Below are 23,946 nucleotides of genomic sequence, written 5' to 3'. Positions count from 1 at the left end.
CGGAGAAATGGAGTGCCCAGTGGGCGGACTGGCTACAGCCAGAACTCCGGATAGCGTCGGGCGGCGGGGAGATTGTTGAAGAGCAGCGCCACGGCGAGCAGGACCAGCGGTCCCAGCGTGGCCGGGAGCAGCACGAAGAGATAGCCCATGGCATGCACCTGATCGGAGCCGATGACGGCGATCAGCGCGGTCGCCCCGCCCGGCGGGTGCAGGGTGCGGGTCAGGTGCATGAGGGCGATGGCGGTGGCGACCGCGACCGACTGCGCCAGCCAGGGCTCGCCGCCCAGCCACTGCCAGCAGGTCACGCCCACCAGCGCCGAGAGCACATGCCCGCCGACCAGATTGCGCGGCTGCGCCAGCGGGCTGCGCACTGCGCCGAAGACCAGCACCGCCGAGGCCCCGAGCGAACCGATGGCGAGCGTCAGATCGGTCCCGGCGAAGAACCGCTGATTGAGCCAGGCGACAGCGGCGATCCCCAGGAAGGCGCCCGACCATGACCAGAGCACCTCCGGCAGACTGACCCGAGGCGGGCTGCCATGGACGCTGCCGCGCATCTTGCTCAGATAGCCCTTCAGCCTCATGGCCGGCGATCCGGGTGACAGGCGTTGAGGAAGACCTTGCGCGGGAGCAGGCCCGCCAGACGCCCATCGGCCGCGAGCACCGGCATGGCCCGGCCGGGATGGCTGGCGAAGGCGGCCAGCAGCGCGCGCAGTCCTGCGTTCAGCGGCACGCTGACCACGGGTGCGGTCATCAGCTCGCCGACCGGGCGATGGTGCTGCTCCGACTTGATGCACTTTTCGTCCGCGATCACCCGCGCCATGAGGGCGAGGAAGGTGTCCGCCCCCAGCCCGCGCAGCACGTCGGTCTCGGTCAGGATGCCGAGCGGGCGCCGCTGTCCGTCCACCACCGGCAACGACTTCAGCCCCTGGCGCACGAAGCTGGGGATGGCCTCGGCGAGCGGGATGTCGGGCGTCAGCGGGCGGACCTCGCGGCGCATCAGCCGTCCGGCGGTAATGCCGCTGAACAGCCGATCGAGCGCATGGCGATGCGCCAAATGATAGACGGCGCGGAAATCCATGGTGGTGATGTCGAGATAGCCGGGGATCTCGCGCATCGCCTCCAGGATGTCAGCGTCCGTCAGCTCGATCTCGGCGAGGTCGTCCTCGGGCGAGAGCGGATCTTCGGCGGCGCAGGCGTTCAGGTTCATGATCAGGATTCTCCTTTAGGGGCGCGGCGAGGCGCTGTCATCAGGGACGGCTCGCGGTCAACCGCGCGTAGAGCAGGGGCAGCCGGGATGGAAGCTCGGTCGGGCGACGGATCACCACATAGCCGCCCGCGCCGAACAGATGCGGCAGATAGTCGTTGCCATCCTTGTCGATGGTGACGCAGAAGCAGGTGAGACCCAGCCGGCGCGCCTCGCGCACCGCCTGCCGGGTGTCCTCGATGCCGTAACGACCCTCGTAGCGATCGAGATCGTTGGGCTTGCCGTCGGTGAGCAGGAGCAGCAGGCGCCGCCCGCCCGGCTGTCGCGCGAGCAACCCGCTGGCGTAGCGAATCGCCGCCCCCATGCGGGTGTAATAGCCGGGCCTGATGGCGTCGATGCGTCCCCGGACGGCCGCGCCATGGGGTTCATCGAAATCCTTGAGGGTATGCACCCGCACCGGATCGCGGCGACGCGAGGAAAATCCGAACAGGCCGAAGCGGTCGCCGGTCGCGGCGAGACTCTCGGCGAACAGGAAGAGGCTGTCGCGGATGACGTCGATCACCCGCGCCCGGTCGTCGATCCAGGTGTCGGTGGAGAGCGAGAGATCGGCCAGCAGCAGACAGGCCAGATCGCGCGCGCCCCGGCGCGCGTCGCGATAGAGGCCGTCGCCACGGCCGCCGGGGCCGGCATGCCGCTCGGCGGCGAAGCGCAGACAGGCATCGAGATCCAGATCCTGGCCCTCATTCTGACCGCGCAGCCACATCCGCGCCGGGGTCAGTGCATTGAACTGATGGCGCAGTCGCGTGGCGGTGCGTCGGAGATGTTCGGGCAGCGGGCGGGGTCTGGCATCCGCCGCGAGGAGCGGGACGATGCGGCAATGATTCGGTTGCAGGCGGCCGCGCCGCCAGTCCCATTCTGGCACCAGGATGCCGTCCGAGAGCACCAGATCGTCCTCCGACTCGGCCGGCAGGTCGAGATCGAACCGCAGGCGCGCGCCGGATGCCTTGCGGTCGCGGGCGACGGCGATGCGGTCGAGATCCTCGGCGGCGGCGCGCGCGCGTTCCAGATCCTCCTCCTCGTCGGTGCCGCGATCGACCTGGACGTGCTCGCCCCAGGTCAGGATGTTCTCCATGCGGATGGTGACCAGTCCCTGGTCCCTTTGTGGCGGTGCCACGCGCTCGGCACGGCGGCGACGGCGCGCGCCGAGCGATTCCACCGCGCCGTGGCGCTCGCGATCATCCGTCGCGGTGTCCGGGCTGGACCAGGCGCCGGCCGGCAGCTCTGGATGCGGGTGCAGCCAGAGCCGGACGGGGTGCGCCGGTCGGCGCGCGGCCGGCAGCCGGGCGACGCTGCCGGGATCGCTCAGGGCGCGGCGGATCGCCTCCTCGCGTTCGCGCGCGTCCGCCGGGAGTCGGCGCGGATCGGGACGCCGCGCGAGATGGGCCGCGAGCAGGCGGCGATAGCGTGGCCGCAGCCCCGGAAAGCGGCTCAATGTCTGGCGCGTCAGGGCTTGACTGGCGGTGAACCAGTCGGTCATCGGCGCCGTCTGATGGGCCGCGAGCGCGGCGAGCCAGAGATAGAGATCGCGGTTGAGCGCGCGCTCGGGAAAGTCGTCGATCAGGCTCGGCAGACGCAGCGAGCGGGCGTCACGCCAGGCCAGCTCGACCTTGTCGTCGCCGCCCGCCAGGCGTTGCAGGAGTCCGCGCCGCGCGCCGTGCGCGCTGGCCTCGCTGGCCTCGACCTGGAGCCCGCCGTCGCCCCCAAGCGCGCGGAAGAACAGACCGATCCCGGCGGCGACCTCTTCCAGCCTGACCGCCGCCTCGGGGTGGCGGCGCTCGGCGAGATGGGTGATGGCGCGATGCCAGAGTGCGCCGACCTGCTCTTCCATCTCAGTGTCCGCCGGGTAGCGGCAGGGGCGTGGCGGCCGCCCGGGGCGGTGTTCCGCAGACCCGGCGACTTGGCCGGCCCGTGACCACGGGGAGCGCCGATTCGTCCGCGACCCAGCGCAGCAGGCTGCGCGCGGGATCGCCCTGCTGGACCTGGGTGCAGGCGGCGATGCACTCGGCGCATTCGGTGCAGGTGAACATTTTGCGTTTGAGCGTGCGCGGCTTCAGGCGCATGGGACAGGCGTGGTTGCAGGCGTCGCCGCAACGGTTGCAGGCATCGGCCCGGGTGGTGTCGAAGCCGACCACCATGGCACGGTCGTTCGCCATCCAGACCAGGCTTTGAAAGAGTCCGACGGCGCAGGCGTAACGACAGAAGAAATGGCGCGCGAGCAGGAATTCGACGCTCAGCGCCAGGGTGGCGACGCTCAGGAAGAGGGTCTGGTTGCGGGTGAGGGTGCCGGTCAGGAGGTTGTGATAGATCTCGAACGGCGGCAGCAGATAGGTGAGGAAGACCAGCGCCCAGAGGAAGGCGAAGCCGCCCACCGCGAGCAGGGTCGGGAGCCAGTACCAGGGATTCCAATAGGTTCGCGGGCTCCGGCCGGTATGATCGAGTCCGGTCGCGGCGGTGGGCCGCGCCCGGGGTTCCATGCCCAGCGGCGGCGGGAGCGGGCGAGGCTCCCAGACACTGGGCTTGCCACTGGCCCGACGCATGAGGCCATTGATCAGCTCGACCACCGAGAAGTGCGGACACAGCCAGCCGCAGTAGAGTCGGCCGAAGCGCCAGGCGACCCAGAGAAAGAGCGCGCCGCCGCCGAAAATGGGCAGGAAGCCGCGCAGCAGCAGGTTGAGGACGGCATCCCAGACGCCCGTGCGGCCGGCCAGGAAGTCCTCGATCCCGAGCGTCCAGGGCTGTCCCAGCAGGATGGCGTGACCCAGGGTCAGGTCGATGCGCAGGATGTCCAATGGCGGGGCCAGTACGAAGAGGCTGAAGAATCCCACTTGAAACCAGGCGCGACGGCGTTGCAGCGGGGTTCTAGTCATGGCGCGGCCCGCGCCCGCAGGCGGCCGGCAGGGCCGGGCCGATCAAGGGATAACGCCAGCAGAGGCCGGCCATCGCCCGGGTCAGGGCGATCACGCCGAGCAGGACGAAGCTGGTGTGACAGAGGATGAAGAAGAGGATCACCAGCATCCAGGCCCCCATGCCGGAGGCGTCGGCCGGGGCGAGCGCCAGGGCGGCGGCGATCGGCGGGAGCAGCAATCCGCCGATCCAGAGGCTGGCGGCGACCGCTTGGCGCAGATGGGCGGCGGCCAGCGCGGATGGATTGGCGCGGTGGCGCCAGGCCAGCAGCAGGAGGATCGCAAAGGCGATGCCCGGCAGGATCAGCAGATTCGCGAGATAGAGCGCGGCGGCGGCGATGGCGAGCCGACGGTCGGCCTCGCGTTGCCGGCCCGCGTGGTCAGTCGAGTGCCGCATCGATCACCTCCACCAGCGCCGCGACCGTCTCGGGATCGTCGCTCAGGGGCTCCACCAGCGCGGCGCGACAGGCCGCGCGCGCTTCCATCCCGGCGCGAATGAGGGTCGCGGCATAGACCAGCAGCCGGGTCGAGACGCCTTCCTCAAGGTCGTGGTCCTGGAGCGCCCGCAAGGCGCCGGCGAGTCCGACCAACTGGCCCGCCCAGGCGGCGTCGATCCCGGTCTCGCCGACGAGGATGTCGCGCTCTAGGGCGGGCTCCGGAAAGCCCAGGCTGATCCCCACGAAGCGCTGGCGCGTGCTCGGCTTCATGCCCTTGAGCAGGTTCTGATAGCCGGGGTTGTAGGAAACCACCAGCATGAAGGCGGGCGGTGCGCGCAGGGTCTCGCCGGTGCGCTCCAAGGGCAGGATGCGCCGGTCGTCGGTGAGCGGGTGCATCACGACCGTGGTGTCCTTGCGCGCCTCCACCACCTCGTCGAGATAACAGATGGCGCCCTCGCGCACCGCGCGGGTCAGCGGGCCATCGCTCCAGTAGGTGCCGTCCGCGCCGATCAGGTGACGTCCGACCAGATCGGCGGCGGTGAGGTCATCGTGACAGGCGACGGTGTAGAGCGCGCGGCCCAGACGCTCGGCCATGGCGCGCACGAAGCGCGTCTTCCCGCAGCCGGTCGGACCCTTGATCATCACCGGCAGGCGATTGTGGAAGGCATGCTCGAAGAGGGCGATCTCCTGGCCTTGCGGCCGGTAAAAAACCGGCGGCCGCGCGTCGAGGTCACGCGGGGCGGATGCGGCGGGGGAGAGCGGCTGGACGGCGGTGGCGACGTTGCGCATCGGTGTCACCCGCGCTCAGGCCGACAGCACGAAGGCGGTCAGGATGAGGCCGCCGGGGATCAGCAGCCACAGCAGGATGACCCAGCGCCAGGGGCCGTGGAGTCCCCTCAGTCCCATGAAGTAGTCGCCGATCAGGTGGCTCTTGAGCAGGGCGAAGCCCAGGACCAACAGCGATAGGCCGAGCCCCGGCCCTTGCTCGGGTGCGGCGGCGGTGCCGATCAGATAGGTCGTCGCGGTGAGCCCCATCAGCGCCAGATAGACCTGGGTGCAGGGGCGTATTACGAACGATCTGGAGGGATTCGAGCTGGACATCGTCGTTACCGCATCACATAGACGAGAGGAAAGAGGATGAGCCACACCAGATCGACCATGTGCCAGTAGACGCCGCCGGTCTCCATTCCGGTGTGCTCGCGCGCGCTGTAACCGCCCCGATGGGCCTTCCAGGCGACCGCCGCGAGGATCACCATCCCCATGATCACGTGCATGAAATGGAAGAAGGTGAGCGACAGATAGAACATGTAGAAGGTGTTGGTGCTGAGCCGGACGCCCGCCGCGAGGTGGTGGGCATACTCCAGCGATTTGACGACCAGGAAGAGCGTGCCCATGCCCAGCGCGGCGATCAGCCAGCGCACGCTGGCGGCGCGGTGATCCTCGCGCATGGCGGCGAGCGCGCGCACCACGCAATAGCTGCCGGTGATCAGGGCCAGCGAGTTGAGCAGGGCGGCATCCTTGTCGAGCGTCGCCTGATAGTGGTCGAAGAGCGCGACATCGCCCATGCGCGCGAAGGCATAGGCGGCGAAGAAGATCGCGAAGACCGCCAGTTCGGCCAGGATGAAGATCCAGATCGCGAGATCGCCGGGGGGATAGCGGTCCTGATGGGTGGCGATGGTCGCGGTCATGGGAGATTCCGGGTGGGAGGCGCGCGCGCCCGGCCCCGGCCGGTTGCCGGGGACAGGCGGCGCGGCCGCCTCAGGGATTGACGGGGGCGAGTTCGGCGTCCTTCGCGACCGGGGCGATGCCTTGCCGGGCGTCGCGGGCGGCAACGAAGAAGGAGGTGATGTAAACCACCAGGCCGCCGAGGAAGACCAGGCCGGAGATCAGGCGCAGCCAGTAGAAGAGGGCGATCTTCTCCTGCACCACCATGAAGGGTAGCGGGGTGTCGGTGAAGCGTTGCAGGAACACTTGCAGGATGCCCGCCCCGGTGAGAAAGAGCGTGATGAAGACCATGGAGACGCTCATCAGCCAGAAGCTCCACATCTCCAACACCTGCGAGCGCATGCTGTTGGCCTCGCGACCGTTCAGCAGGGGCATGGCATAGGAGATCATGGTGATGTTGATGAGCACATAGGCCCCGAAGAAGGCCATGTGGCCATGCGCCGCCGTGATCTGCGAGCCGTGGGTGTAGAAATTCACCGGGGCCAGCGTGTGCAGGAAGCCCCAGACGCCCGCCCCGATGAAGGCCAGCACGCTGGTGCCCAGCGCCCAGAGCACCGCCGCCCGGTTGGGATGGTTGCGCCGACGCTGATTCACCATGTTGAAGGCGAACACCGTCATCATGAAGAAGGGCAGGGGTTCGAGCGCGGAGAAGATGGAACCCCACCATTGCCAGTACTCAGGCGCGCCGATCCAGAAATAGTGATGTCCGGTTCCCACCAGCCCGGTGATCAGCGCCATGGCGATGATGACATAGAGCCATTTCTCCACCACCTCGCGATCGACGCCGGTGGTCTTGATCAGGACGAAGGCGAGCATCGAGCCCAGAATCAGCTCCCACACGCCCTCGACCCAGAGATGCACCACCCACCACCAGTAATACTTGTCCAGCACCAGGTTGGTCGGGTTGTAGAAGGAGAAGAGGAACAGCAGCGCCAGGCCGAGCAGTCCGATCAGCATCACCAGGCTTACCGCCGTTTTGCGTCCCTTGAGCACGGTCATGCCGATGTTGAAGAGGAAGGCGAGCGCGACGATCACGATCCCCACCTTGGTGATGGTCGGCTGCTCCAGGAACTCGCGCCCCATGGTCGGCAGGATGTCGTTGCCGGTCAGCTCGGCGAGCCGTGCATAGGGAACGATCAGATAGCCCGCGACCGTCAGCGCGGCGGCGGCCAGAAAGACCCAGAACATGACGTGCGCCAGCAGGGGCGAGTAAAGCTCGCGTTCGGTTTCCTCCGGAATCAGATAATAGGCGGCCCCCATGAAGCCCATGAGGATCCAGACGATGAGCGTATTGGTATGCACCATGCGGGCGACGTTGAAGGGGATCTCCGGAAAGAGGAAATCCCCGACGACATACTGGATGCCCAGGATGACGCCGAAGACGATCTGCGCGAGAAACAGACCGATGGCGGCGATGAAGTAGGGCCGGGCGACGGCTTGCGATCGATATTTCATGGGTGCGTGACTCCGTGGCGGCGGTTCAGCCTTGCTTGTTTGGCGGCCAGCCCGCCGTGTTGATCTCGGAGCTGTACTTCAGGAACTCGGCGATCGCATCCAGCTCGGCGTCACTGAAATTGAACCGCGGCATGCTGCGTCGTCCGGGGATGCCATAGGCTGGACGGCTCTGGATGAACGCCTTGATCGCCTCCTTGTTGTTACCGAAGCGGGTGTAGACATTGCCGAGTTCGGGCGCGAAATAGGCCCCCTCGCCAAGCAGGGTGTGGCAGCCGATGCAGTTGTTGTGCTCCCACAGACGCTTTCCTTCCGCGATGCGTTGACCGACTTCGGTGGAGGGATCGAGCTGATGGCGCTGGTCGCGCTCGGGCAAGGTGAGGGAGGTGTCGAGCGTCAGGGCGAGAAACAGAAGCACGAAGAAGACGGAGCCACCATAGAAGATGTTCCTCGCCATGGATTTGGTGAAGACTTGAGCCATCGGGCGGATACCTCACTATAAACGCATCGGAGCGGTTGGTCTTTTGCATTGAACGAGCGCGGCGGGATTGGCGCCTTGATGCAAGTCAAACGCCATGGGTCATCGAGGGGTTCGAGCCGTGCTCTCTGGCGGGTAAACCTAAACCGGCTCCAGCCGCTGAAAGGGTTCGGCGGGCCAGGTCACGCGGATCGCGTCTCCCGCGCCGACGGTTCCCCCGCTCACCACCACGCCCATGACCCCGGCCTTGCGGATGAGACCGCCATCCGGGGCGCGCTCCAGCACCGCCGCCATGAGTCCGGGCCGGTAGCCGTCCAGTTGGGAGCAGGGACTGCGCAGGCCCGTGAGCCGCACCACCGCCTCGGCCCCGATGCACAGCTCGGCGCCGCGCGGGAGCGACAGGAGGTCGACGCCGCGCGTGGTGATGTTCTCGCCCATGCCGCCCGGTTCGATCGCGAAGCCGCGCGCGGCCAGCTCCGCGAACAGCTCGCTCTGGATCAGATGCACCTGCCGCAGGTTCGGCCGCGTCGGGTCGCGCCTGACATGGGAGCGGTGTCTGACGCTGGTTCCACAGTGCGCGTCACCCTCGACCCCAAGGCCCGTCAGCAGACGAATGCTCGGCCGGGTTTGTTTGGAGAAGTCGTGGCGCGCGTTCGCGGCGACGGCGATGACGATCGGGTTCATGGCGTGCAACCTCTGTTGTTCGACGGCCGGGATTCCCACCATACTGGAGCAGCGACCATCCGATCCGGGAGATTGACGAGCATGCGGGCCATTGAGCTAGAGACCGAGATCGACGAGAACCAGGAGATCCACCTCAAGCTGCCGGCGGATGTGCAGGTCCGCAAGGCCAGGATTGTCGTGCTCTATGAGGAGCGCGACGGGGTCACTGGGCATGACACGCCCGCGTGGCCCGATCCCGCGCGGCGGCCAAGGCAATTCGGCCAGTTTCGTGGCCAGGTCCGGATGGGCGATGACTTCGATGCGCCCTTGCCGGATGACGTCTGGCTGGGAGGCCATGCGTGAGGCTGCTGCTCGACACCCATTGTTGACTCTGGTTCCATGATCAGTCTGAAACAAAAAGAAGCCGGCGGGCGCCGGCTTGCAAAACGTCTCACTCGGACGGAGACGAGGAGGACGAAAGAACTGCATCGACACCGCGCCTGAACGAGCAAGGCGCGTCGATCGCCTGAATCCGCGGTTCCGGTGCTCGTCGCCGCGCTGGCCTAGCCGTCGGGCTCCGGCGGCACCATCCGGCTCACCGCGATATCCGAGGTGAAGACCACGCCCATGTGCCGGTCGAGGAAGGGCGTCAAGCCCTCCAGGATCGGGTCGACCAGGCTCGGCGGGACGGCGCTGACGATCATCACCAGCACTGACTCGTCGTTGAACATTAGATGGCCCTTGTGCGCGCCGTGCGTCCCCTTGCCGGAGAGGTTGTGCAGGATGCTGTAGCCGCCCGCGCCGGCGCGGTCGAGCAGATCGGTGACGAAGCCCTGGTGCTGGCCCTCGACGATGATCTCGATCTTCTTCATGGCGCTCATGGCGAGTGACTTCATGAGGGTGTCTCCACGGGAACCTGGCGTTTTCGGGCTCTCCGGGCCGGTTCGACGGCGGCGCTCCTGCCATTCTCGGGCCGCGGCGTCCAGGGCTGCGCCATCCACGTCCCTTGCTCGAAGAGGTGAGCGGCGCCCTCGGCGCGGTCGATGACCAGCAGGCGAATCCAGCCGTTCTCGACCAGCTCGCGGACCTTGAAGACCCGGCTCAGCACGCCCTGGACGAAGGGCAGGGGGGCCTCGATGACGGTGATCAGGCGCATGGGCTGGTGGTAGGGCCGCTCGCCCTGGCGCAGCGTCTGGGCCGGCAGGCCGGTGCGCAGGTCGCTGACATTGCCGGTCATGACGCCGAAGCGTCCGACGACGTTGTGATAGACCTTGCTGCCGCTGCCGAAGACGGCGTTGTCGACCACCGAGAAGTAGTGCTCCAGATTGATCCACTGGGCGACGATCAAGGGGCCTGAGAGGATGGCTTCGAGTGACGCGCCGCTCGCGTCCCGACGATGGTCATAGGAGTGCAGGAAGGCCCGCCCCGCGAGATCGACCGCGCGAGTGAGGTCGCGGTGGCCGATGATGAAGCTGGCGTTGCCCGAGAGACCCCATTCCGGTCGGACCTGGGTCCAGTCGAGCGCGTTGCGCTTGACCCGGCGCGCGGCGGCCTCGGGTGAGTCGATTCCGGTCTCGCCCAGCGCAGCGCAGCGCTCGCGCGCGCAGAGCCGCCCGGCGGCGGCCAGGTCCTCCTGAATGCGCGTCAACTGGGTCAGGCGGCCCGGCGGCAGTTGGTCGAGGTCGTGGAGCTGGATCTCGTCGGTCGTGGTGTCGTGCAGGGCCGGGATGAACCAGGTGTCCTCCGGGATGCGGATACCCTGCCCGGCGAGCCGCTCGCGCACCTCGCGCCGGTTGGCCATGGCGGCAAAGAGGCGGGCGTTCACCAGGCCCTTGTCGCCCCCGCAGGCGCCGCAGTCGAGGGCGGATTCATAGGGGTTGTTCTGGGAGCGGCTGCCGTGGCCCACCACCAGGATGGTGCGGGCGAAGTCCTCGGCCAGACCGATGGTGGTCAGGGTATTGCGCACCAGCAGCGCTTGGCGCTCGATCCGAAAGCCGATGCGCGCCAGTTGCTCAAGCTGGAGGCGCGCCTGATCGGGCGTCAACCGGTACTCCAGCCGCAGACGGGTGATGAAGACCGTCTCGGTGGCGCTGTCGAGGTCGAAGCGCCGGGCGAGCTGGCTCGGTGCCGCCGCCCTTCCCAGCGCGATCTCGCGCAGCTCCTGGATCATCCCGGTGGTGACGGCCTCGCGCTTGATCCCGAGTTGGCGGTCCAGTGCCCGCACCACCAGCTCGTCGTGCAGGCTCGCGATGAGATCGCGCGCGTCCTCCTCGGAGAGCTTGTCGATCATCAACCGCGTCGGCGGACGGCCGTTGTCGAGCCGTTTGCGCCAGCGGTGGTAGAGGGTCGGCGCGAGCGTCTTGCCGACCATGTCGAAGCCGAACAGCAGGCCCACCGCCTCGACCGTGATGTAGGGCGCCAGCGCCGTGCATTTGAGGTCGTGGACGACCTCGGTGGCGAGATGGAAGAGCGAGGGTCCGTGCGGCGCGTGCTCGTGCGGCATCTCCAGCACCACGTTGCGCGGCGTCACGATGGCCGGACAGCGCGCGCTCTCGTGACCCTTGCCCAGCTCGATGAAGTTGACCGGGACGCCGAAGAAGCCGGCGACACCGAAGGTCTCGTAGTGGCCGAGCCCTTCGAGCTGGCGGCGCAGCCGCTCGGAGCGGACATCGATACAGAAGAGCGCCTGGACCTTGGAGCCGGCGATCCCAGGCGCGGCCGTGCCGGTCCGCGCGAGCGCCTCGGCCGGGGTTTCGCGCGGGGCGGCGAGCCGGTCGAGCAAGTGGCGGATGTAAGTGCGTTCGAGCGCCTGCATCCAGAGGAAACCCTCGCGCGCGCGCAGTCCATGGACCGCCTCGATCATCTGGCGGAGTGCGCCCGAACGTTGCGTGGCCAGCTCCGCGCGCGGGATGCCGGCCAGCTCGCACAGCTCCCGCAGACGCAGGGCGCGGCTGGCGGCCTCGCGTGCCGTCTTCTCGCGCTCGTAGTCAAGACAGAGGGTCTCGATCCCCTTGGTGTCGCCGCCGTCGAGCGCGACCTCGACCCGGTGTGCGTAGTCGGGAAGGATGGCGCCGGAATGCAGCTCGCGGCGCAGCAGACATTCGTGCGGACGCTCGCTCATGCAGCGCACCCAGTCCGGGTAGAGAAAGTCGCGTCGGTGGCGCCGCTCAGCTTCCTCGATCAGGGGCAGCGACAGGATGAGCCGGATGGCGATGAAGTCGACCAGATCCGCCGGGTTGCGCTCCTGCCAGTAATAGTCCCTGGCTTGGGCGCGCCAGCGCACGAAGCCGGCCCAGCCGTGGAGCTTGGACAGCTCGACGGCGAAATAGTCCATCCACAGCCGCTCGGGGATCGCGAGCCGGGTCATGACCAGATCGATCGCCGCCTCCGGCTGCTCCACCCGCTCCAGGGTCGGACCCAGATCCAGCCCGCGCAGGCGCCAGCGGCGGTTGCGCCGGGCGATCTGACACCAGGACTGGAACAGCCCCTGCCGACGCCCCGGCATCCGCCAGGCGGACTGACCTTCGTCGAGGAAGTCCAGACAGCCCTTGATCAGCCACTCGTTCAGGGTGGCGCCGATGCGCTCGCCGTGGAGCTGGTCGATGAGGTCGTAGAGCGTCCAGCGCGTGCCGATCTCCGCCGCCGCGAGCCGCTTCATGGGGCCTCCGCCAGCGGGCGCAATTGCGCCAGGATGGCGTCGGTGCTCGGGAAGGCGTTGCCGACGCTGGGCTGATCCATGCGGGTCATGAGGGTGACCAGGATGCGGTGCAGGTCGAGCGTCGCGCCGTCCTCCGCCTGGTGCTCCGGGGCGGGCTGGTCCGGGCCTTGGGCGAGCAGGAATTCGGCGACCAGCTCCTCGATCACCGCCGAATCGATGTGTCCCTCGCGCAGCAGCGCCTGATACTCGGTGCGGCGCAGATAGCCGCGCGCGTGAAAGAGCGCGCTGGCCTGATCGACCGCCGCCTCGAAGGGCAGATGCTCCAGCCCGTGCAGCGGGTTGTGGTGGATGAAGTTGCGCATGGGCCAGACGAAGGGCAGGAATTCGCCGGCGACCGTGACCATGGAGCGGATCTTGAGGGCGCGTCCCAGGCTGGTCGCGCTCGGCTGTGTTTGGCCCTGCCGTGGCCCATCGGCGTTCGGGGAGGGCGGATGCGGCTCGGGCGGGTTCCCGGTCATAGCGCTACCTCCACCAGCAGAATGCCGAAGAGTCCAAGGGCGATCAGGCCCCCGCCGAGTCCGAGCGCCTGACGCGGCTCCAGGTCGCGGTAGCTCAGATCCTCCCGAGGGACGCCCCAGACGATACCGCTCAGGAGGTTGACGCCGGCCCAGGTCCAGAGCAGCCAGGACAGACAGATCGGCAGCAGCACCACGACCGTGTCCGCCGCGACGCCGCCGAAGGCGAGTGCGGCCAGGGCGAAGAAGGACGGCGAGAAGGGCACGGCGATGGCCGACAGCACGGCCAGCACGAAGAGGTGCGCCAGCCAGGGCAGACGGCAGCAGAGCCCCGGATAGAGCCCGCTGCGCGCGATGCCGAAGCGCTGGGTCAAGTGGTCCAGCAGGAAGATCAGCGGAATCAGCGAGACCGACAGCCCGATGGCCGGCAGGAGTGGACTCACTCCGGAGCCGACCCCGATCCAGACCAGGGCCAGCGCGGAGGAGTAGAGGTGCGAGATCCAGATCTCGCCGTCCTTCGCACTCAAGAGCCGGAAGGCGTAGAGCACCGAGGTCAGTCCGCCCCAGATCGCGAAGAGGGTCGCCCAGCCGTCCCCCTCGCTCGCTTGCTCCATCGCCAGCGCGATCAGACCGAGGCCGATGAGCGGAAAGACGAGGATCATGGCCGCCTTGACGGCCGGGCCGCGCCGCCAGTCGCCGACCGGGAGCGCGCCGCCCCTCGCCTGGCCTTGGATGAGCGCGTTGGGCAGGGCGCTCAGCGGATAGAGCGGCAGAAAGAGCCCGGCCATGAGCAGCAGGATCGGCGCCATCTCAGACCCACCGCAGCAGGGCGTTGAGCCGGCGCGAGCGTGCCAGCAAGGCGCTCGCCAGCCGGCCATGGAGATCGGCGACATAGAACTCGCGCGACATCCAGGCGTAGAGCGAGAGATAGAGATTGCGGTAGCGGCGGGTCAGCGGCTCGCGCCGGGCGGCCGAGCGGAACACCAGCAGCCAGGCTCCCGCGATGGTGGCGACCAGGACCAGCATCAGCACCGTGAACAGCGGTGCCGGCAGGGAGGCCGCGTCGTAGAGCGCCTCGCGGAAGGCCGGGTCCGGATAGAGCAGGGTGTCGATCGTGTGTCCGGCGAGCACATAGCCCAGGATCACCAGGGCGAAGGAGAGGACCACGTAGCCCAGCAGCCTGAACGGCCGATCGCCGCCGATCTTGTAGACGAAAAAGAGGGTCTGCGCGCCCGTGATCCAGCCGAAGAGCAGCAGGATCATGGCCCCCTGGTGGCTCAGGAAACCTTCGTCGATCATCTGGTGGGCGCTGACCACGATCGCCAGCGGCACCGCGATGGTGATCCCGGCGAAGATGATCCAGGACAGCGGCGGCCGGGGTGTTCGGCGCTCCACCATGAACTGGTAGATCTCGCCCTCGGGGATGTTCGAATCCTTGCGCGCCCGCCCGATCAGGCTGCCGGAATCGAGAAACAGGGTCGCCTTGAAGATGCCATGCGCGATCAGATGGAAGATCGCCAGCGAGAAAGCGCCCAGACCGCACTCCATCACCATGTACCCCATTTGTCCCATGGTCGAATAGCCGAGCGAGCGCTTGATGTCGCTCTGCATCAGCATCATCACCGAGCCCATGAGCGTGGTCGTCAGCCCGACCAGCAGGGCGATCTGGAGCACCGAATCGGTGAGGGCGAAGACCGGCGCGAAGCGATTGATGAGGAACCCGCCCGCGTTGACGATGCCGGCGTGCATCAGGGCGGAGACCGGCGTCGGTCCCTCCATGGTGTAGGGCAGCCAGGTGTGGAAGGGGAACTGGGCCGACTTGGCGAAGGCGGCCAGCAGGATCAGCAGCCCGACGGTCTCGCTGACCGGCAGCCCCAGGGCGCCGGCGCGCTCGGGATCGGCGGCGATGGCCTCGAAGAGCACCGGAATGCTCAGGGTGCCGTAGCTGGAATAGAGCAGGGCGGCGGCGGCCATCAGCGGCAGGTCGCCGATGCGATGGGTGATCAGTGTCCAGAAGGCGTAGCGTTTGGCGGCCTCGCGGCGGGTGTCGTGGTTGAGCAGGAAGTAGAGGATGACCCCCATGGAATGCCAGGCCAGTAGCAGGGTCAGCAGATCCCCGGCCAGCACCATCAGCATGATCATGGCGTTGATGCCGTCGAGCAGCACGAAGAAGCGGGTATGCGCCGGGTCCTCGCGCATGTAGCGCACCGAGTAGAGATGCACCACCAGACTGATGGCGCTCACCGCCAGGGCCATAAGGGCGGTGAGTGCGTCGAAATGAATAGTGAAGAGGCTGATGCCGAGCGTCGCGAGCTGTCCCTGACCTAGAAAGACCTGTTGCGAGAAGAGACCCAGGGCCACGACGAAGATGGCCAGGCTGAAGCCGACGCTCAGACGCGCCACGCGCTCGCCGATCCGCCCGGCCAGCAGCAGCACGGACAGCGCCGAGATCAATCCCAGCAGCGGTAGCAGATAGGCGACGTAGGCAAGCAAGGCGAAGTGGCTCCCGGTCCGTGTTTCGTCACGAGTCTGGGATGCCATGAGCAAGTCACGCGCCATGACGCGGGGCGTAGGATGGGTAGAGCGCAGCGAAACCCATCCTCCAAGCTCTACGAACTCTGCCATTAAGTTAAGCCGTTCGTGGTGAGCCCTTCGGCTTCGCTCAGGAGAGCCTTGTCGAACCATGAACGGCTTAACGCTCCGAGGCTTAGGATTTTCCGTCCACCCTTCGACAAGCTCAGGGCGAACGGAAAATCCTTAACTCAATGGCCGAGATCCACGAGCTACGAGTGGCCTGGAAGATGGGTTTCGCTGCGCTCTACCCATCCTACGAATCGGTCGGGATCGACCGCGCTGGGACAAAAGGACCCGTCCGATGGACAGCGCCGCGACGCTTTGTCCCGCTCCTGGGGCGAGACGATCGGCCGCAACGGTTGGGACAGGCCGTTCCTGCAACGGCACGGAGCCTGCTACGGAGAGGATGACCTCGCTAGGCGCGGACCCATCGGCGCGATGTCCGCTCGGGGCTCGGGAGCCATGCGCGCTCGACCATCGCCATTAGGAGACCGCGTGAATCCACAACAACCCGCACCATCCAAGGCCCAGCCCGCACAACCGGCCGCTGGTCTGATCGATCGTTTCGGTCGCCGAGTCAACTATGTGAGGCTGTCCGTCACCGACCGCTGCGATCTGCGCTGCGTCTACTGCATGTCCGAGAAGATGACCTTCCTGCCGCGCGCGCAGCTCCTCACCCTGGAAGAGATGGCGCGACTTGGCCGGCTGTTCAGCGAGCTGGGCGTGACCAAGCTGCGGGTGACCGGCGGCGAGCCGCTGGTGCGCCCCAACGTCATCTGGCTATTCGAGCAGTTGGGCGCGCTGCCGGGGGTGCGGGATCTCACCCTCACCACCAACGCGACCCAGCTCGGGCGCTATGCCGGTGCGCTCAAGGATGCCGGCGTGACCCGGGTCAACATCAGCCTGGACACCCTGAGTCCGGAGCGCTTCCGCGCCATCACAAGGGTCGGGGAGATCGGCAAGACACTCGCCGGACTGGAGGCGGCGCGTCGCGTCGGCTTCCAGCGCATCAAGCTCAACACCGTGGTGCTCAAGCACCGCAATCATGACGAGGTGGTCGACCTGGTGCGCTTCGCCATCGAGCGCGGGCTCGACATCAGCTTCATCGAGGAGATGCCGCTCGGGGTGATCGGCGATCACGATCGGGCCGAGGCCTATTACTCCAGCGATGAAATCCGGCGCGACCTCGCCGAGCACTTCGATCTGCTGCCGACCATCGACGGCACCGGCGGTCCGTCCAAATACTTCCAGATCGCCGGGGAGGAGACGCGCGTCGGCTTCATCTCGCCGCACAGCCACAACTTCTGCGGCGACTGCAATCGGGTGCGGGTCACGGCGCTTGGGCGGCTACTGCTCTGTCTGGGTCAGGAGCATTCGAGCGATCTGCGGCGCGTCCTGCATGCCAACCCCACGGACGACGAGCGGGTCAAGCGGGCCATCGTCGCCGCCATGGACCTCAAGCCCCGGGGTCATGAGTTCGATCTCCAGGCCAAGCCGGTGATCTTTCGTCACATGAACATGACGGGGGGGTGAGCGGCGCGCTCGGACTCGACCGGGGGCTCGATACCAGGCTTTGGGTGAGCCAGTCGCCCGAGGCGTCGAAGATGGGCTCGCGCAACACCCAGATCCCGAATTCGGCTCCCCGCTCGGACGTGGATTCCAGGGTCAGGGCGCCGCCATGGCGGCGGATGAGACCGGCGCTGACCGAGAGCCCCAGCCCGGTCCCCTTGCCCGCGCCCTTGGTCGTGAAGAAGGGGCTGAAGATCCGGTCCGCAATCTCCAGCGGCACCCCAGGTCCAGTATCCCGGACGCCGATGAGGATGCCTCGTCCCTCCCAATCGCGCGAGCTGACCTCGATCAGTCCCCCCTCGGACTCGACCGCGTGCAGCGCGTTCACCAGCAGATTGATGATGACCTGTTGCAGGTCTTGACGGCCGATTCCGACCCCGGTGGTCGCGGCCAGGTTCGTGCGGATCTGGATATTCGTCCGCGGCGCTTGCTGGAGCACGAGTGCCAGGCACTCATCGATCAGGGCCGCAAGGTCGCTGGGCTCCAGGACCGCGACATCCTCCAGCGGCCGGGCGATTCGCAACAGGCTGTCGATGATCCCGCGCGAACGCTCGATCTGGCGCAAGATGAGATCGATCTCCAGACGCACCGCCCAGGTATCCGGACCCAGCTCGCGGGTCAGCAGCTCCATGTAGCCGAGCATGATGGCGAGCGGGTTGTTCAGCTCATGGGCGACGCTGGCGATCAGCTCGCCGACGGCGGCGAGTCGCTCGGTCTGAGCCCGATGCGCCTGGCGGGTCTCGCTCAGCGTGGCGGAGAGGGCCGTGATCTCCTGCTGGAGACGCGCGATCTCGGCGTCGCGGTCATGGGCTTCCGTCATCGGCGCCGTGGCGGGCGTTGGGGCTGATCGAAACGCCCCGGCGGCGGGGTGCCTGATCGACCTCTGGGGTGCGCCATGGAGAGGCCGGCGACCGGGTGCTGGCGCCTGAGCGTCATGGTCCCTCAGTCGGAGTCGGTCGCATCGCCTGGATGCGACCACTCTTTGAGTTTGCGCTCCACCGTCTTTCTCGACACCCCCAGCGCGCGCGCCGCGACCGTCTTGTTGCCGCCAGCGGCGGAGAGCGCGCTCAGGATGTGCGAGCGCTGCACCCGCTCTAGCGAGGCTGGGTTGGACGCCAGGGCGCTCTCGCCCGCGCCCGGCTCCGACGGGGGCGCGACGCAGAGCAGATGGGCGACCGGCTTGCCCAGAAGCAGGGATCGCTCGATGACATTGCGCAGCTCGCGGCAGTTGCCGGGCCAGTCGTAGCCCATGAGCTGCTCCAGATCCCAGGGACTCAGCTCCGCGTTGGGCACGCCCAGCTCGGTGGACAGGACGTTGAGGAAATAGCCGGCGAGGAAGGGGATGTCGCCCCGGCGCTCGCGCAGGGGCGGCAGGCGCAGATCCACGACATTGATCCGGTAATAGAGATCCTTGCGGAAGCGCCCCGCGAGCACCTCGGCGGCCAGATCGCGGTTGGTCGCGGCGATCACCCGGGCGTTGACCGGGATCTCCTGATTGCCGCCGACCGGACGGTAACGCCGCTCCTCCAGCACCCGCAGCAGCTTCGCCTGCAAGGGGAGCGGCATCTCGCCGATCTCGTCGAGGAAGAGGGTGCCGCCATCAGCGTGGCTGAAGAGCCCGTTGCGGGCCTGATGCGCGCCGGTGAAGGAGCCGCGCAGATGCCCGAACAGCTCCCCCTCGATGAGGTCGGCGGAGATGGCGCCGCAGTTGACCGGAACATAGCTGCCGCGCCGCCCGCTGAGGTCATGGAGCGCGCGCGCGACCAGCTCCTTGCCGGTACCGGTCTCGCCCTTGATCAGCACCGTCGAGGGCATGGGGGCGAGCCGATGGATGGTCCGCCAGATCTCCTTGAGCGACTCGCTCTCGCCGACGATCCGCTTGGCGACGGGTCGCCGATCCTGCTCGCGCTGGACCAGCGCCTGCTCGCGGGCGACCCGCCGCCGCTCGCGCGCGCGGTGGATCACGGCCAGCAGTTGGTCGCCGAGGAAGGGCTTTCTCAGGACATCGGCCGAGGCGTCCCGCAGGGCGTCGATCTCGTCATAGACGTCCGCGTAGCCGGTGATGAAGATCACATCCAGATCGACCTGGTAACGGTCGCGAATCTCGCGCGCCAGCTCCAGTCCGCTGGCCGAGCCGGGAAGCCGGATGTCAACGATCATGAGATCGAAATGAAGGTCCCGCGCCAGCGCACGCGCGGTATTGGCGTCGGCTGCAGTTTCCACACGTGCGAAATGGGGAGCGAGCGAGCGCTCGATGAAGCTCAGCATGCCGGGCTCGTCATCGACGATGAGAATGGAATCGCCCGCGTCCGTCGCGGTCCTGGGGTCGCCCGCGAGGTCGTGCGCTCGTCGTTCGAGTGGCTGGGATGTCATGGTGTCCTCCTCCGCGCTGGTCGCTGGTGGACGCGCCTGCGCCACCCGCCAACGGTCTTGTTATGAATGAGTGAAGCGATCGCTCTCTCGCGAGACCCAATCGCCGTTCGAATAGGGCATCCCTGTTGCGAGACAACGGCCGAACGGATTGGCGCAAGGCTGGGAAGACTTGCGGTTATCACGCGATACGAGCGGAATTCAGCAGCAATCGAATGGGAGAATAACGCCTTCTTATACCGATACAAGCGGATTTTATCGGATGATAATATCGAAGTGTTCGATACCAAAAGCGATTCGAGCCGCTTATGCGAATGTTTCGATGGAAAGCGCATGAACCCGCGAAACAAGGGCCGATCGCGGCCGTCGAGGACCGCCGGGAGCGCGGATAGGTTTACCAGCAAGCCCGCGCGCCTGACTTGATCGTGGTCAAGGCCAGGTTCGCGGTCGTGGTCGATCTGGTCTGGGAGGATCGCTGGCGGCTGGCGGCTGGCGGCCTGGTCGCTTGAAAGCGAAGCCGATCATGGTGCGACCAGCTCACCACGAACGGCTTAACTCAATGGCCGAACATCTTCAAATACGATCAGCCCCCTCGGCCGCCGCTGACTCGGCCTCGCCCGCGTCCCCCTGATAGGCACGGCGGAAGGCTTCGACGAAGGGGCGGAAATCCTTCACGGTGCCGTAGATGGCGACCACGCCCGCGCGCTGACGGTCGTAGACCAGGTTGACGCCCTCGGTGCGGCCGGCGGGATTCGGGCGGGCCTCGCCGTTGTAGTAGATCCAGTGCCGGGCGTGCACGGAGGCATAGATCAGATCCTGCTCGGCATGGGTCAGCCAGAGGACGACATAGTTCCAACTGCCGATACTGAGCTTGACCTTGTTGGTGGTTGCCTCGGGCGACTCGGGATCGACCTGCCACTGAAAGACCGGGATCGGTCCTGCATAGGTCGGGTCCGCGTTGCCCTGCGGCCCTTCGACGATCGGCGGCTCGAAGTCGGCGGGCGGCTCGGTCGGCGGCCCCTTCGGCTTCTGGGGTTTGTCCTCGCCAGCCGCGAGCAGATCCTTCAGGTGTGGCGCCCCGCCATGTCCGGGGTCGGGGATGGGGTCCAGACCGTACTCGCGCAGGTCGACTTGCAAGGGGTTGACCGAGGCCCCGCCGAGCAGCAGCGAGTCGTCGTCGTAAGGCGGCTCGGTGTGGATCTCGATCGTCTCGAAGCGCGCCTCGCGCAGCAGATCCTGGACCTCGCGCTCCATGATCGCGACCTTCTCCGCGTTGATCGAATCCGGCGTGATCTCGACCTCGATACTCGACCCCTCGACGGCGATGCTCTTGACGAAACCAAGCGAGACCAGGTCACGCGAGCGGCCAGGAAAGCGGACTTGCCGCAGGAGATCCCGGACTTGTTCAGGCAGCATGGGCGACATCTCGATTCTCCTTTGGGCGTTGTGATGGACTCCCTGGGAAATAAGCGAGATTCGGGCCAGGGTCGAAGGCGGCCGGGTCGACCGAAACATCGTCTCGTCCCCCGGCGGCCTCCGGCCCGGTTGTCAGCGACGTTGGCGGACCACTTAACAGGTGCTACTGTCCTTGCTCAATCAGTCCTTGGGATAGATCCATGAGCGTGAAATTCTCCGAAGACGTGGTTCCATTGACCGACCTCAAGGTCAACCCAGGTCGCGTGGTCAAGCACGCCGCCGAGGCCCATCGGCCGGTGCTGCTGACCAGCCGAGGGCGCGGCGTCGCCGTCATGCAGTCCCTGGCCGATTACGAACAGGCGGCGGAGGAGCGCGCCTTCATGCGCGCGGTGGTCGCGGGATTGGCCGACCTGGACGCCGGCCGCGAGGTCTCCCTCGCCGAGGCCAAGGCCAGATTCGGTTTGGGATAGCGGCATGGGCGTCGCCGTGATCAGCTTCGCCGAGTCCGCGCTCCGCGACTTGGCGGGCATCCAGGAGTGGTACGCCACGGAAGGGGTGCTGGGGGTCGGCGACCGGCTCGTCGCCGAGATCTTCCAGCGCGTTGAGGTGCTCGCCGACCACTCGGACCTCGGACGCATGGTTCCGGAGTTTGGCCAAGCCTTTCTGCGGGAGCTGATCCACCCGCCATTCCGGATCGTCTATCGCCGGGATCCGCAGCAGGTGCGCGTTGTTCGTGTCTGGCGCAGCGAGCGGCTGTTGCGTCTGCCTGCATCGGCCTACCGCGAATGATCGGCTCGTTGCGCACACCTGGAGCGATGACGACACGGGGGACGCGGCCGTTTGGAGCATCCCGGCCCGGAAAGCGACAGCGATCGAGGGCCGGGGGCGGATGCCCGCAGGGTGATCCGCCGTCCAGCCAGCCGCCGAGGTAGAGAAACCGCTATCGCGTTCCGCCCTGGCATCTTGATTTCTGAGGTGGTTAGCTGCCGTTCTTGCTGAGGCCGGAATCGTTCACGCCCGTTCCGCGGCATGCGGCCTGGTACCACGGCACTTCGGGAAGGTCGAGCAGCCCCAGAATGGCTTGCCGGCCTCGACTCCACGTTTAGCCGTGCGCAACACCATGGCCGCACCACATGTCGGACAGACGGGCGCAGTCATCCCGGCATCCTGCTTGATCCCCGCACCCTCAGGGGCGCGCTTCGCGGCGGGGATCGCCGCTGATCCAGGCGACCGCCGTCCCGTCGCGTGGATCATCGCTTTCAGCTTTGGGCCATCCCACAGCTCGATATTGCGTCCGGCGGCGAACTGCCGTGCCTCCTGGCTGAAGGTGCCGGACGATACCACGTAACCGCCCACCGCCCCGCGCGCGGCCATGACCCCATAAAGCTCGCGTACGATCTCGACGCCAACCGAGCGTGCCCGCCAACGCTTGCATTGCACCAAATGCAGCTCGCTATCCTTGCGCAGCTCCAGGTCGACCCCGCCGTCCGGTCCCGAGCGTGTCTCGGTGACGGAGAAGCCGCGTTCCCGGAATGTCTCGCCAACAAGGTGTTCGAAGTCTTGCCACGAGAGGCTTTTCAAGTCGTCATTGCCCAGAGTTGACTTGGCCTGAGCGAGCAGGCGCGTGTTGCGGCGCGCCTTCAGCACCGAGACGATGGCACCGAGACCGAAGACGAATGGCAGGAGGTACTGCCCGATCAGCGCGCCTGTTCGGAGCATCTGCGCGATGATCGGGCCGGAAAGATCATGAGGGTTGGTGACTTGCGGCGTCGGAGACGCAGCCAGCCAGTGGAGCAGCGCATAGCTCATTACCGCGAGAGTCAACGCGGCCCACCACGGCAGGATCGACGCCGCATCGATCCAGTGCTCCATATCGCTGTTGCGGTGTCGTCTTCCCATTCTTTAGGTCTCTCCGTATCTAGAGTAGGGGCCAAGTTTGCTTACGCTTTCCACCCAATCACATCCTTCGTTGTCGCCACGCCCTTGGCGGCGAGGGGTAGCCAAGGTCGCGGAACCGCTATCGCGTTCCGCCCTACGTGGGCTGTGCGGGTCACAATCGATGGAGCAAAGAGACGAATCCCATCTGTTCGAAATGTGCATCGAAGCCGGCGAAATGTGCGATACCGGCATCGCGCATGACGACGAAACTACAGCAGTCGGTGATGCTGAAATCCTTGTCGGCATATTGCCGAAACAGCGCGAGCGCCTGCTCCTTCACCGGCTGGCCCACTTCTACGACGTCAAACCCGCCCGCCGCCAACTTGTCGAGGAATCGGACTGCGAGATCATGACGGCCCACGGAGCAGTTGAGGTAGGTCAGCGTTTCGAACAGGACGAAGTCTGACAGCACGACCCGGTGCGAGCCCAACAACCGGGGCAACAGATCTTTCGCAACCCTATGATGTTGATCGCGGCGGTCCAACAGTGCGATCCAGTAACCGGTATCGACGAACGCTGGCGGCTTCACTTTCCCTGCCCGACGAGATAACGGTCGTGCCCCTCGGCGCCGTCCTCGCGAACGTCGATGACGCCGATCAGATCGTCGAATAGATCAGCCGGGGTGGATGCGGCGGCGTCGGCTGCCGCTTCGGGTATCGGGTCGACGACCGTGACGATCAGCCGCGCCCGGCGAACCGCCGGCAGATCTTCCAGCAGCTTGACCTGACCGTCTTCGTAGACCGCATGGACGGATAGCATGTCTCTCTCCGGAGGAAAAAAGGGGAAGAAGGGACCAGGCTTAATTTCCCTGTTCTCTGCTCGGCACTTCAGGTGCGAGCAGGCACCTGAACTCCGGGGAAGCCTTCCCGACAGTATACCTGGCACCCGGTCGGCCGCCTGAAACCTGAACCTCCCCATCGCCGACTCCGCGTCGACCGTCCCAAACAACTCCGAACGGGATCATCAACCTTGATTGGCGCGCCG

26 protein-coding genes are annotated in these 23,946 nt (G+C 66.8%); 4 read left to right on the top strand and 22 right to left on the bottom strand.

Going from position 1 to position 23,946, the window contains the following annotated elements; all coding sequences use genetic code 11:
* Positions 1 to 32: 32 nt before the first annotated feature.
* The 11 genes from CKO27_RS06905 to CKO27_RS06855 form a co-directional block, all read right to left on the bottom strand.
* Positions 33 to 581, bottom strand: a complete 549-nt coding sequence (locus CKO27_RS06905) for an HPP family protein (protein WP_200374138.1) — start codon at positions 579 to 581, stop codon at positions 33 to 35.
* The gene (locus tag CKO27_RS06900; RefSeq protein WP_200374137.1) at positions 578 to 1,207 is read right to left on the bottom strand and encodes a CBS domain-containing protein; all 630 of its coding nucleotides are present in this window, start codon (positions 1,205 to 1,207) and stop codon (positions 578 to 580) included. Before CKO27_RS06900 ends, CKO27_RS06905 begins: the two co-directional genes overlap by 4 nt.
* A gap of 40 nt (positions 1,208 to 1,247) precedes the next feature.
* Positions 1,248 to 3,092, bottom strand: a complete 1,845-nt coding sequence (locus tag CKO27_RS06895; RefSeq protein ID WP_200374136.1) for a nitric oxide reductase activation protein NorD — start codon at positions 3,090 to 3,092, stop codon at positions 1,248 to 1,250.
* A 1-nt stretch (position 3,093) separates the two neighbouring features.
* Complete coding sequence (locus tag CKO27_RS06890; protein WP_200374135.1) at positions 3,094 to 4,131, bottom strand: 4Fe-4S binding protein; 1,038 nt, start codon at positions 4,129 to 4,131, stop codon at positions 3,094 to 3,096.
* Positions 4,124 to 4,564 carry a magnetosome magnetite crystal formation protein family gene (locus tag CKO27_RS06885; protein WP_200374134.1) on the bottom strand — a complete coding sequence of 147 codons (441 nt, stop codon included), beginning with the start codon at positions 4,562 to 4,564 and terminating at the stop codon, positions 4,124 to 4,126. Before CKO27_RS06885 ends, CKO27_RS06890 begins: the two co-directional genes overlap by 8 nt.
* Positions 4,548 to 5,393, bottom strand: a complete 846-nt coding sequence (locus CKO27_RS06880; RefSeq protein ID WP_200374133.1) for a CbbQ/NirQ/NorQ/GpvN family protein — start codon at positions 5,391 to 5,393, stop codon at positions 4,548 to 4,550. Before CKO27_RS06880 ends, CKO27_RS06885 begins: the two co-directional genes overlap by 17 nt.
* A gap of 15 nt (positions 5,394 to 5,408) precedes the next feature.
* Positions 5,409 to 5,705, bottom strand: coding sequence for a cytochrome C oxidase subunit IV family protein (locus tag CKO27_RS06875; protein WP_200374132.1), 297 nt, complete (start codon positions 5,703 to 5,705; stop codon positions 5,409 to 5,411).
* 5 nt (positions 5,706 to 5,710) lie between these two features.
* Positions 5,711 to 6,292, bottom strand: coding sequence for a cytochrome c oxidase subunit 3 (locus tag CKO27_RS06870; RefSeq protein WP_200374131.1), 582 nt, complete (start codon positions 6,290 to 6,292; stop codon positions 5,711 to 5,713).
* 70 nt (positions 6,293 to 6,362) lie between these two features.
* Positions 6,363 to 7,784: a cbb3-type cytochrome c oxidase subunit I gene (locus CKO27_RS06865; RefSeq protein WP_200374130.1), complete on the bottom strand. Its 1,422-nt coding sequence runs from the start codon at positions 7,782 to 7,784 to the stop codon at positions 6,363 to 6,365.
* A gap of 25 nt (positions 7,785 to 7,809) precedes the next feature.
* Positions 7,810 to 8,262: a c-type cytochrome gene (locus tag CKO27_RS06860; RefSeq protein WP_200374129.1), complete on the bottom strand. Its 453-nt coding sequence runs from the start codon at positions 8,260 to 8,262 to the stop codon at positions 7,810 to 7,812.
* Positions 8,263 to 8,400: 138 nt separating this feature from the next.
* A complete protein-coding gene (locus CKO27_RS06855) occupies positions 8,401 to 8,943 on the bottom strand; it encodes an MOSC domain-containing protein (protein ID WP_207280635.1) in 543 nt (180 codons plus the stop codon).
* 81 nt (positions 8,944 to 9,024) lie between these two features.
* Between CKO27_RS06855 and CKO27_RS06850 the strand changes: the two genes are divergently transcribed.
* Positions 9,025 to 9,285 carry a hypothetical protein gene (locus CKO27_RS06850; protein ID WP_200374128.1) on the top strand — a complete coding sequence of 87 codons (261 nt, stop codon included), beginning with the start codon at positions 9,025 to 9,027 and terminating at the stop codon, positions 9,283 to 9,285.
* A gap of 200 nt (positions 9,286 to 9,485) precedes the next feature.
* Here CKO27_RS06850 and CKO27_RS06845 read toward each other — a convergent pair whose 3' ends face one another.
* The 5 genes from CKO27_RS06845 to CKO27_RS06825 are packed head-to-tail and all read right to left on the bottom strand — an operon-like array spanning position 9,486 to position 15,636.
* Positions 9,486 to 9,818 (bottom strand): P-II family nitrogen regulator, encoded by a 333-nt coding sequence (locus CKO27_RS06845; protein ID WP_200374127.1) that lies wholly within the window; start codon positions 9,816 to 9,818, stop codon positions 9,486 to 9,488.
* Complete coding sequence (locus CKO27_RS06840; RefSeq protein WP_200374126.1) at positions 9,815 to 12,580, bottom strand: DUF2309 domain-containing protein; 2,766 nt, start codon at positions 12,578 to 12,580, stop codon at positions 9,815 to 9,817. The genes CKO27_RS06845 and CKO27_RS06840 overlap by 4 nt, the downstream gene beginning before the upstream one ends.
* Positions 12,577 to 13,098 (bottom strand): putative inorganic carbon transporter subunit DabA, encoded by a 522-nt coding sequence (locus tag CKO27_RS06835; RefSeq protein ID WP_200374125.1) that lies wholly within the window; start codon positions 13,096 to 13,098, stop codon positions 12,577 to 12,579. The genes CKO27_RS06840 and CKO27_RS06835 overlap by 4 nt, the downstream gene beginning before the upstream one ends.
* Positions 13,095 to 13,904: a hypothetical protein gene (locus CKO27_RS06830; RefSeq protein WP_200374124.1), complete on the bottom strand. Its 810-nt coding sequence runs from the start codon at positions 13,902 to 13,904 to the stop codon at positions 13,095 to 13,097. The genes CKO27_RS06835 and CKO27_RS06830 overlap by 4 nt, the downstream gene beginning before the upstream one ends.
* 1 nt (position 13,905) lies before the next feature.
* Positions 13,906 to 15,636 (bottom strand): NADH-quinone oxidoreductase subunit 5 family protein, encoded by a 1,731-nt coding sequence (locus CKO27_RS06825; RefSeq protein WP_200374123.1) that lies wholly within the window; start codon positions 15,634 to 15,636, stop codon positions 13,906 to 13,908.
* 528 nt (positions 15,637 to 16,164) lie between these two features.
* Between CKO27_RS06825 and moaA the strand changes: the two genes are divergently transcribed.
* The gene (moaA, locus tag CKO27_RS06820) at positions 16,165 to 17,202 is read left to right on the top strand and encodes a GTP 3',8-cyclase MoaA (protein WP_338115919.1); all 1,038 of its coding nucleotides are present in this window, start codon (positions 16,165 to 16,167) and stop codon (positions 17,200 to 17,202) included.
* Here the strand turns inward: moaA and CKO27_RS06815 are convergent.
* The 3 genes from CKO27_RS06815 to CKO27_RS06805 all read right to left on the bottom strand — a co-directional run bounded on the left by CKO27_RS06815 (position 17,126) and on the right by CKO27_RS06805 (position 21,024).
* Positions 17,126 to 18,058 carry a sensor histidine kinase gene (locus tag CKO27_RS06815; RefSeq protein ID WP_200374121.1) on the bottom strand — a complete coding sequence of 311 codons (933 nt, stop codon included), beginning with the start codon at positions 18,056 to 18,058 and terminating at the stop codon, positions 17,126 to 17,128. The two genes, moaA and CKO27_RS06815, sit on opposite strands and share 77 nt — an antisense overlap.
* A 122-nt stretch (positions 18,059 to 18,180) precedes the next feature.
* On the bottom strand, positions 18,181 to 19,611 hold the full coding sequence (locus CKO27_RS06810) for a sigma-54-dependent transcriptional regulator (RefSeq protein ID WP_200374120.1): 1,431 nt from the start codon (positions 19,609 to 19,611) through the stop codon (positions 18,181 to 18,183).
* Positions 19,612 to 20,181: 570 nt separating this feature from the next.
* Positions 20,182 to 21,024 (bottom strand): iron-sulfur cluster assembly protein, encoded by an 843-nt coding sequence (locus CKO27_RS06805; protein ID WP_200374119.1) that lies wholly within the window; start codon positions 21,022 to 21,024, stop codon positions 20,182 to 20,184.
* A gap of 200 nt (positions 21,025 to 21,224) precedes the next feature.
* Between CKO27_RS06805 and CKO27_RS06800 the strand changes: the two genes are divergently transcribed.
* The gene (locus tag CKO27_RS06800; RefSeq protein ID WP_200374118.1) at positions 21,225 to 21,494 is read left to right on the top strand and encodes a type II toxin-antitoxin system Phd/YefM family antitoxin; all 270 of its coding nucleotides are present in this window, start codon (positions 21,225 to 21,227) and stop codon (positions 21,492 to 21,494) included.
* 4 nt (positions 21,495 to 21,498) lie between these two features.
* Positions 21,499 to 21,813, top strand: coding sequence for a type II toxin-antitoxin system RelE/ParE family toxin (locus tag CKO27_RS06795; protein WP_200374117.1), 315 nt, complete (start codon positions 21,499 to 21,501; stop codon positions 21,811 to 21,813).
* 222 nt (positions 21,814 to 22,035) lie between these two features.
* On the opposite strand, the gene CKO27_RS06790 is transcribed toward CKO27_RS06795, so the two are convergent.
* From CKO27_RS06790 to CKO27_RS06780, 3 genes are all read right to left on the bottom strand, one after another.
* On the bottom strand, positions 22,036 to 22,923 hold the full coding sequence (locus tag CKO27_RS06790; protein WP_200374116.1) for a restriction endonuclease: 888 nt from the start codon (positions 22,921 to 22,923) through the stop codon (positions 22,036 to 22,038).
* A gap of 151 nt (positions 22,924 to 23,074) precedes the next feature.
* Positions 23,075 to 23,491 (bottom strand): PIN domain-containing protein, encoded by a 417-nt coding sequence (locus CKO27_RS06785; RefSeq protein ID WP_200374115.1) that lies wholly within the window; start codon positions 23,489 to 23,491, stop codon positions 23,075 to 23,077.
* On the bottom strand, positions 23,488 to 23,721 hold the full coding sequence (locus CKO27_RS06780; RefSeq protein ID WP_200374114.1) for a hypothetical protein: 234 nt from the start codon (positions 23,719 to 23,721) through the stop codon (positions 23,488 to 23,490). Before CKO27_RS06780 ends, CKO27_RS06785 begins: the two co-directional genes overlap by 4 nt.
* Between the last annotated feature and the right edge of the window lie 225 nt (positions 23,722 to 23,946).

Origin of the sequence: Thiocystis violacea, assembly GCF_016583575.1 — a bacterium.
GTDB lineage: Bacteria > Pseudomonadota > Gammaproteobacteria > Chromatiales > Chromatiaceae > Thiocystis > Thiocystis violacea.
Note: the sequence above shows the minus strand (reverse complement) of the source record. Positions and strands in the feature narration are given on the sequence as shown.

What these genes read in the sequence shown, in the direction of transcription:
- CKO27_RS06875 (WP_200374132.1), bottom strand. Translation starts at nt 5,705, where the DNA reads ATGTCCAGCTCGAATCCCTCCAGATCGTTCGTAATACGCCCCTGCACC.
- CKO27_RS06805 (WP_200374119.1), bottom strand. Translation starts at nt 21,024, where the DNA reads ATGCTGCCTGAACAAGTCCGGGATCTCCTGCGGCAAGTCCGCTTTCCT.
- CKO27_RS06825 (WP_200374123.1), bottom strand. Translation starts at nt 15,636, where the DNA reads ATGGCATCCCAGACTCGTGACGAAACACGGACCGGGAGCCACTTCGCC.
- CKO27_RS06890 (WP_200374135.1), bottom strand. Translation starts at nt 4,131, where the DNA reads ATGACTAGAACCCCGCTGCAACGCCGTCGCGCCTGGTTTCAAGTGGGA.
- CKO27_RS06865 (WP_200374130.1), bottom strand. Translation starts at nt 7,784, where the DNA reads ATGAAATATCGATCGCAAGCCGTCGCCCGGCCCTACTTCATCGCCGCC.
- CKO27_RS06790 (WP_200374116.1), bottom strand. Translation starts at nt 22,923, where the DNA reads ATGGGAAGACGACACCGCAACAGCGATATGGAGCACTGGATCGATGCG.
- CKO27_RS06795 (WP_200374117.1), top strand. Translation starts at nt 21,499, where the DNA reads ATGGGCGTCGCCGTGATCAGCTTCGCCGAGTCCGCGCTCCGCGACTTG.
- CKO27_RS06810 (WP_200374120.1), bottom strand. Translation starts at nt 19,611, where the DNA reads ATGACATCCCAGCCACTCGAACGACGAGCGCACGACCTCGCGGGCGAC.
- CKO27_RS06850 (WP_200374128.1), top strand. Translation starts at nt 9,025, where the DNA reads ATGCGGGCCATTGAGCTAGAGACCGAGATCGACGAGAACCAGGAGATC.
- CKO27_RS06780 (WP_200374114.1), bottom strand. Translation starts at nt 23,721, where the DNA reads ATGCTATCCGTCCATGCGGTCTACGAAGACGGTCAGGTCAAGCTGCTG.
- CKO27_RS06900 (WP_200374137.1), bottom strand. Translation starts at nt 1,207, where the DNA reads ATGAACCTGAACGCCTGCGCCGCCGAAGATCCGCTCTCGCCCGAGGAC.
- CKO27_RS06880 (WP_200374133.1), bottom strand. Translation starts at nt 5,393, where the DNA reads ATGCGCAACGTCGCCACCGCCGTCCAGCCGCTCTCCCCCGCCGCATCC.
- CKO27_RS06855 (WP_207280635.1), bottom strand. Translation starts at nt 8,943, where the DNA reads ATGAACCCGATCGTCATCGCCGTCGCCGCGAACGCGCGCCACGACTTC.
- CKO27_RS06870 (WP_200374131.1), bottom strand. Translation starts at nt 6,292, where the DNA reads ATGACCGCGACCATCGCCACCCATCAGGACCGCTATCCCCCCGGCGAT.
- CKO27_RS06845 (WP_200374127.1), bottom strand. Translation starts at nt 9,818, where the DNA reads ATGAAGTCACTCGCCATGAGCGCCATGAAGAAGATCGAGATCATCGTC.
- CKO27_RS06895 (WP_200374136.1), bottom strand. Translation starts at nt 3,092, where the DNA reads ATGGAAGAGCAGGTCGGCGCACTCTGGCATCGCGCCATCACCCATCTC.
- CKO27_RS06830 (WP_200374124.1), bottom strand. Translation starts at nt 13,904, where the DNA reads ATGGCGCCGATCCTGCTGCTCATGGCCGGGCTCTTTCTGCCGCTCTAT.
- CKO27_RS06905 (WP_200374138.1), bottom strand. Translation starts at nt 581, where the DNA reads ATGAGGCTGAAGGGCTATCTGAGCAAGATGCGCGGCAGCGTCCATGGC.
- CKO27_RS06885 (WP_200374134.1), bottom strand. Translation starts at nt 4,564, where the DNA reads ATGCGGCACTCGACTGACCACGCGGGCCGGCAACGCGAGGCCGACCGT.
- CKO27_RS06840 (WP_200374126.1), bottom strand. Translation starts at nt 12,580, where the DNA reads ATGAAGCGGCTCGCGGCGGCGGAGATCGGCACGCGCTGGACGCTCTAC.
- CKO27_RS06835 (WP_200374125.1), bottom strand. Translation starts at nt 13,098, where the DNA reads ATGACCGGGAACCCGCCCGAGCCGCATCCGCCCTCCCCGAACGCCGAT.
- CKO27_RS06815 (WP_200374121.1), bottom strand. Translation starts at nt 18,058, where the DNA reads ATGACGGAAGCCCATGACCGCGACGCCGAGATCGCGCGTCTCCAGCAG.
- CKO27_RS06800 (WP_200374118.1), top strand. Translation starts at nt 21,225, where the DNA reads ATGAGCGTGAAATTCTCCGAAGACGTGGTTCCATTGACCGACCTCAAG.
- CKO27_RS06860 (WP_200374129.1), bottom strand. Translation starts at nt 8,262, where the DNA reads ATGGCTCAAGTCTTCACCAAATCCATGGCGAGGAACATCTTCTATGGT.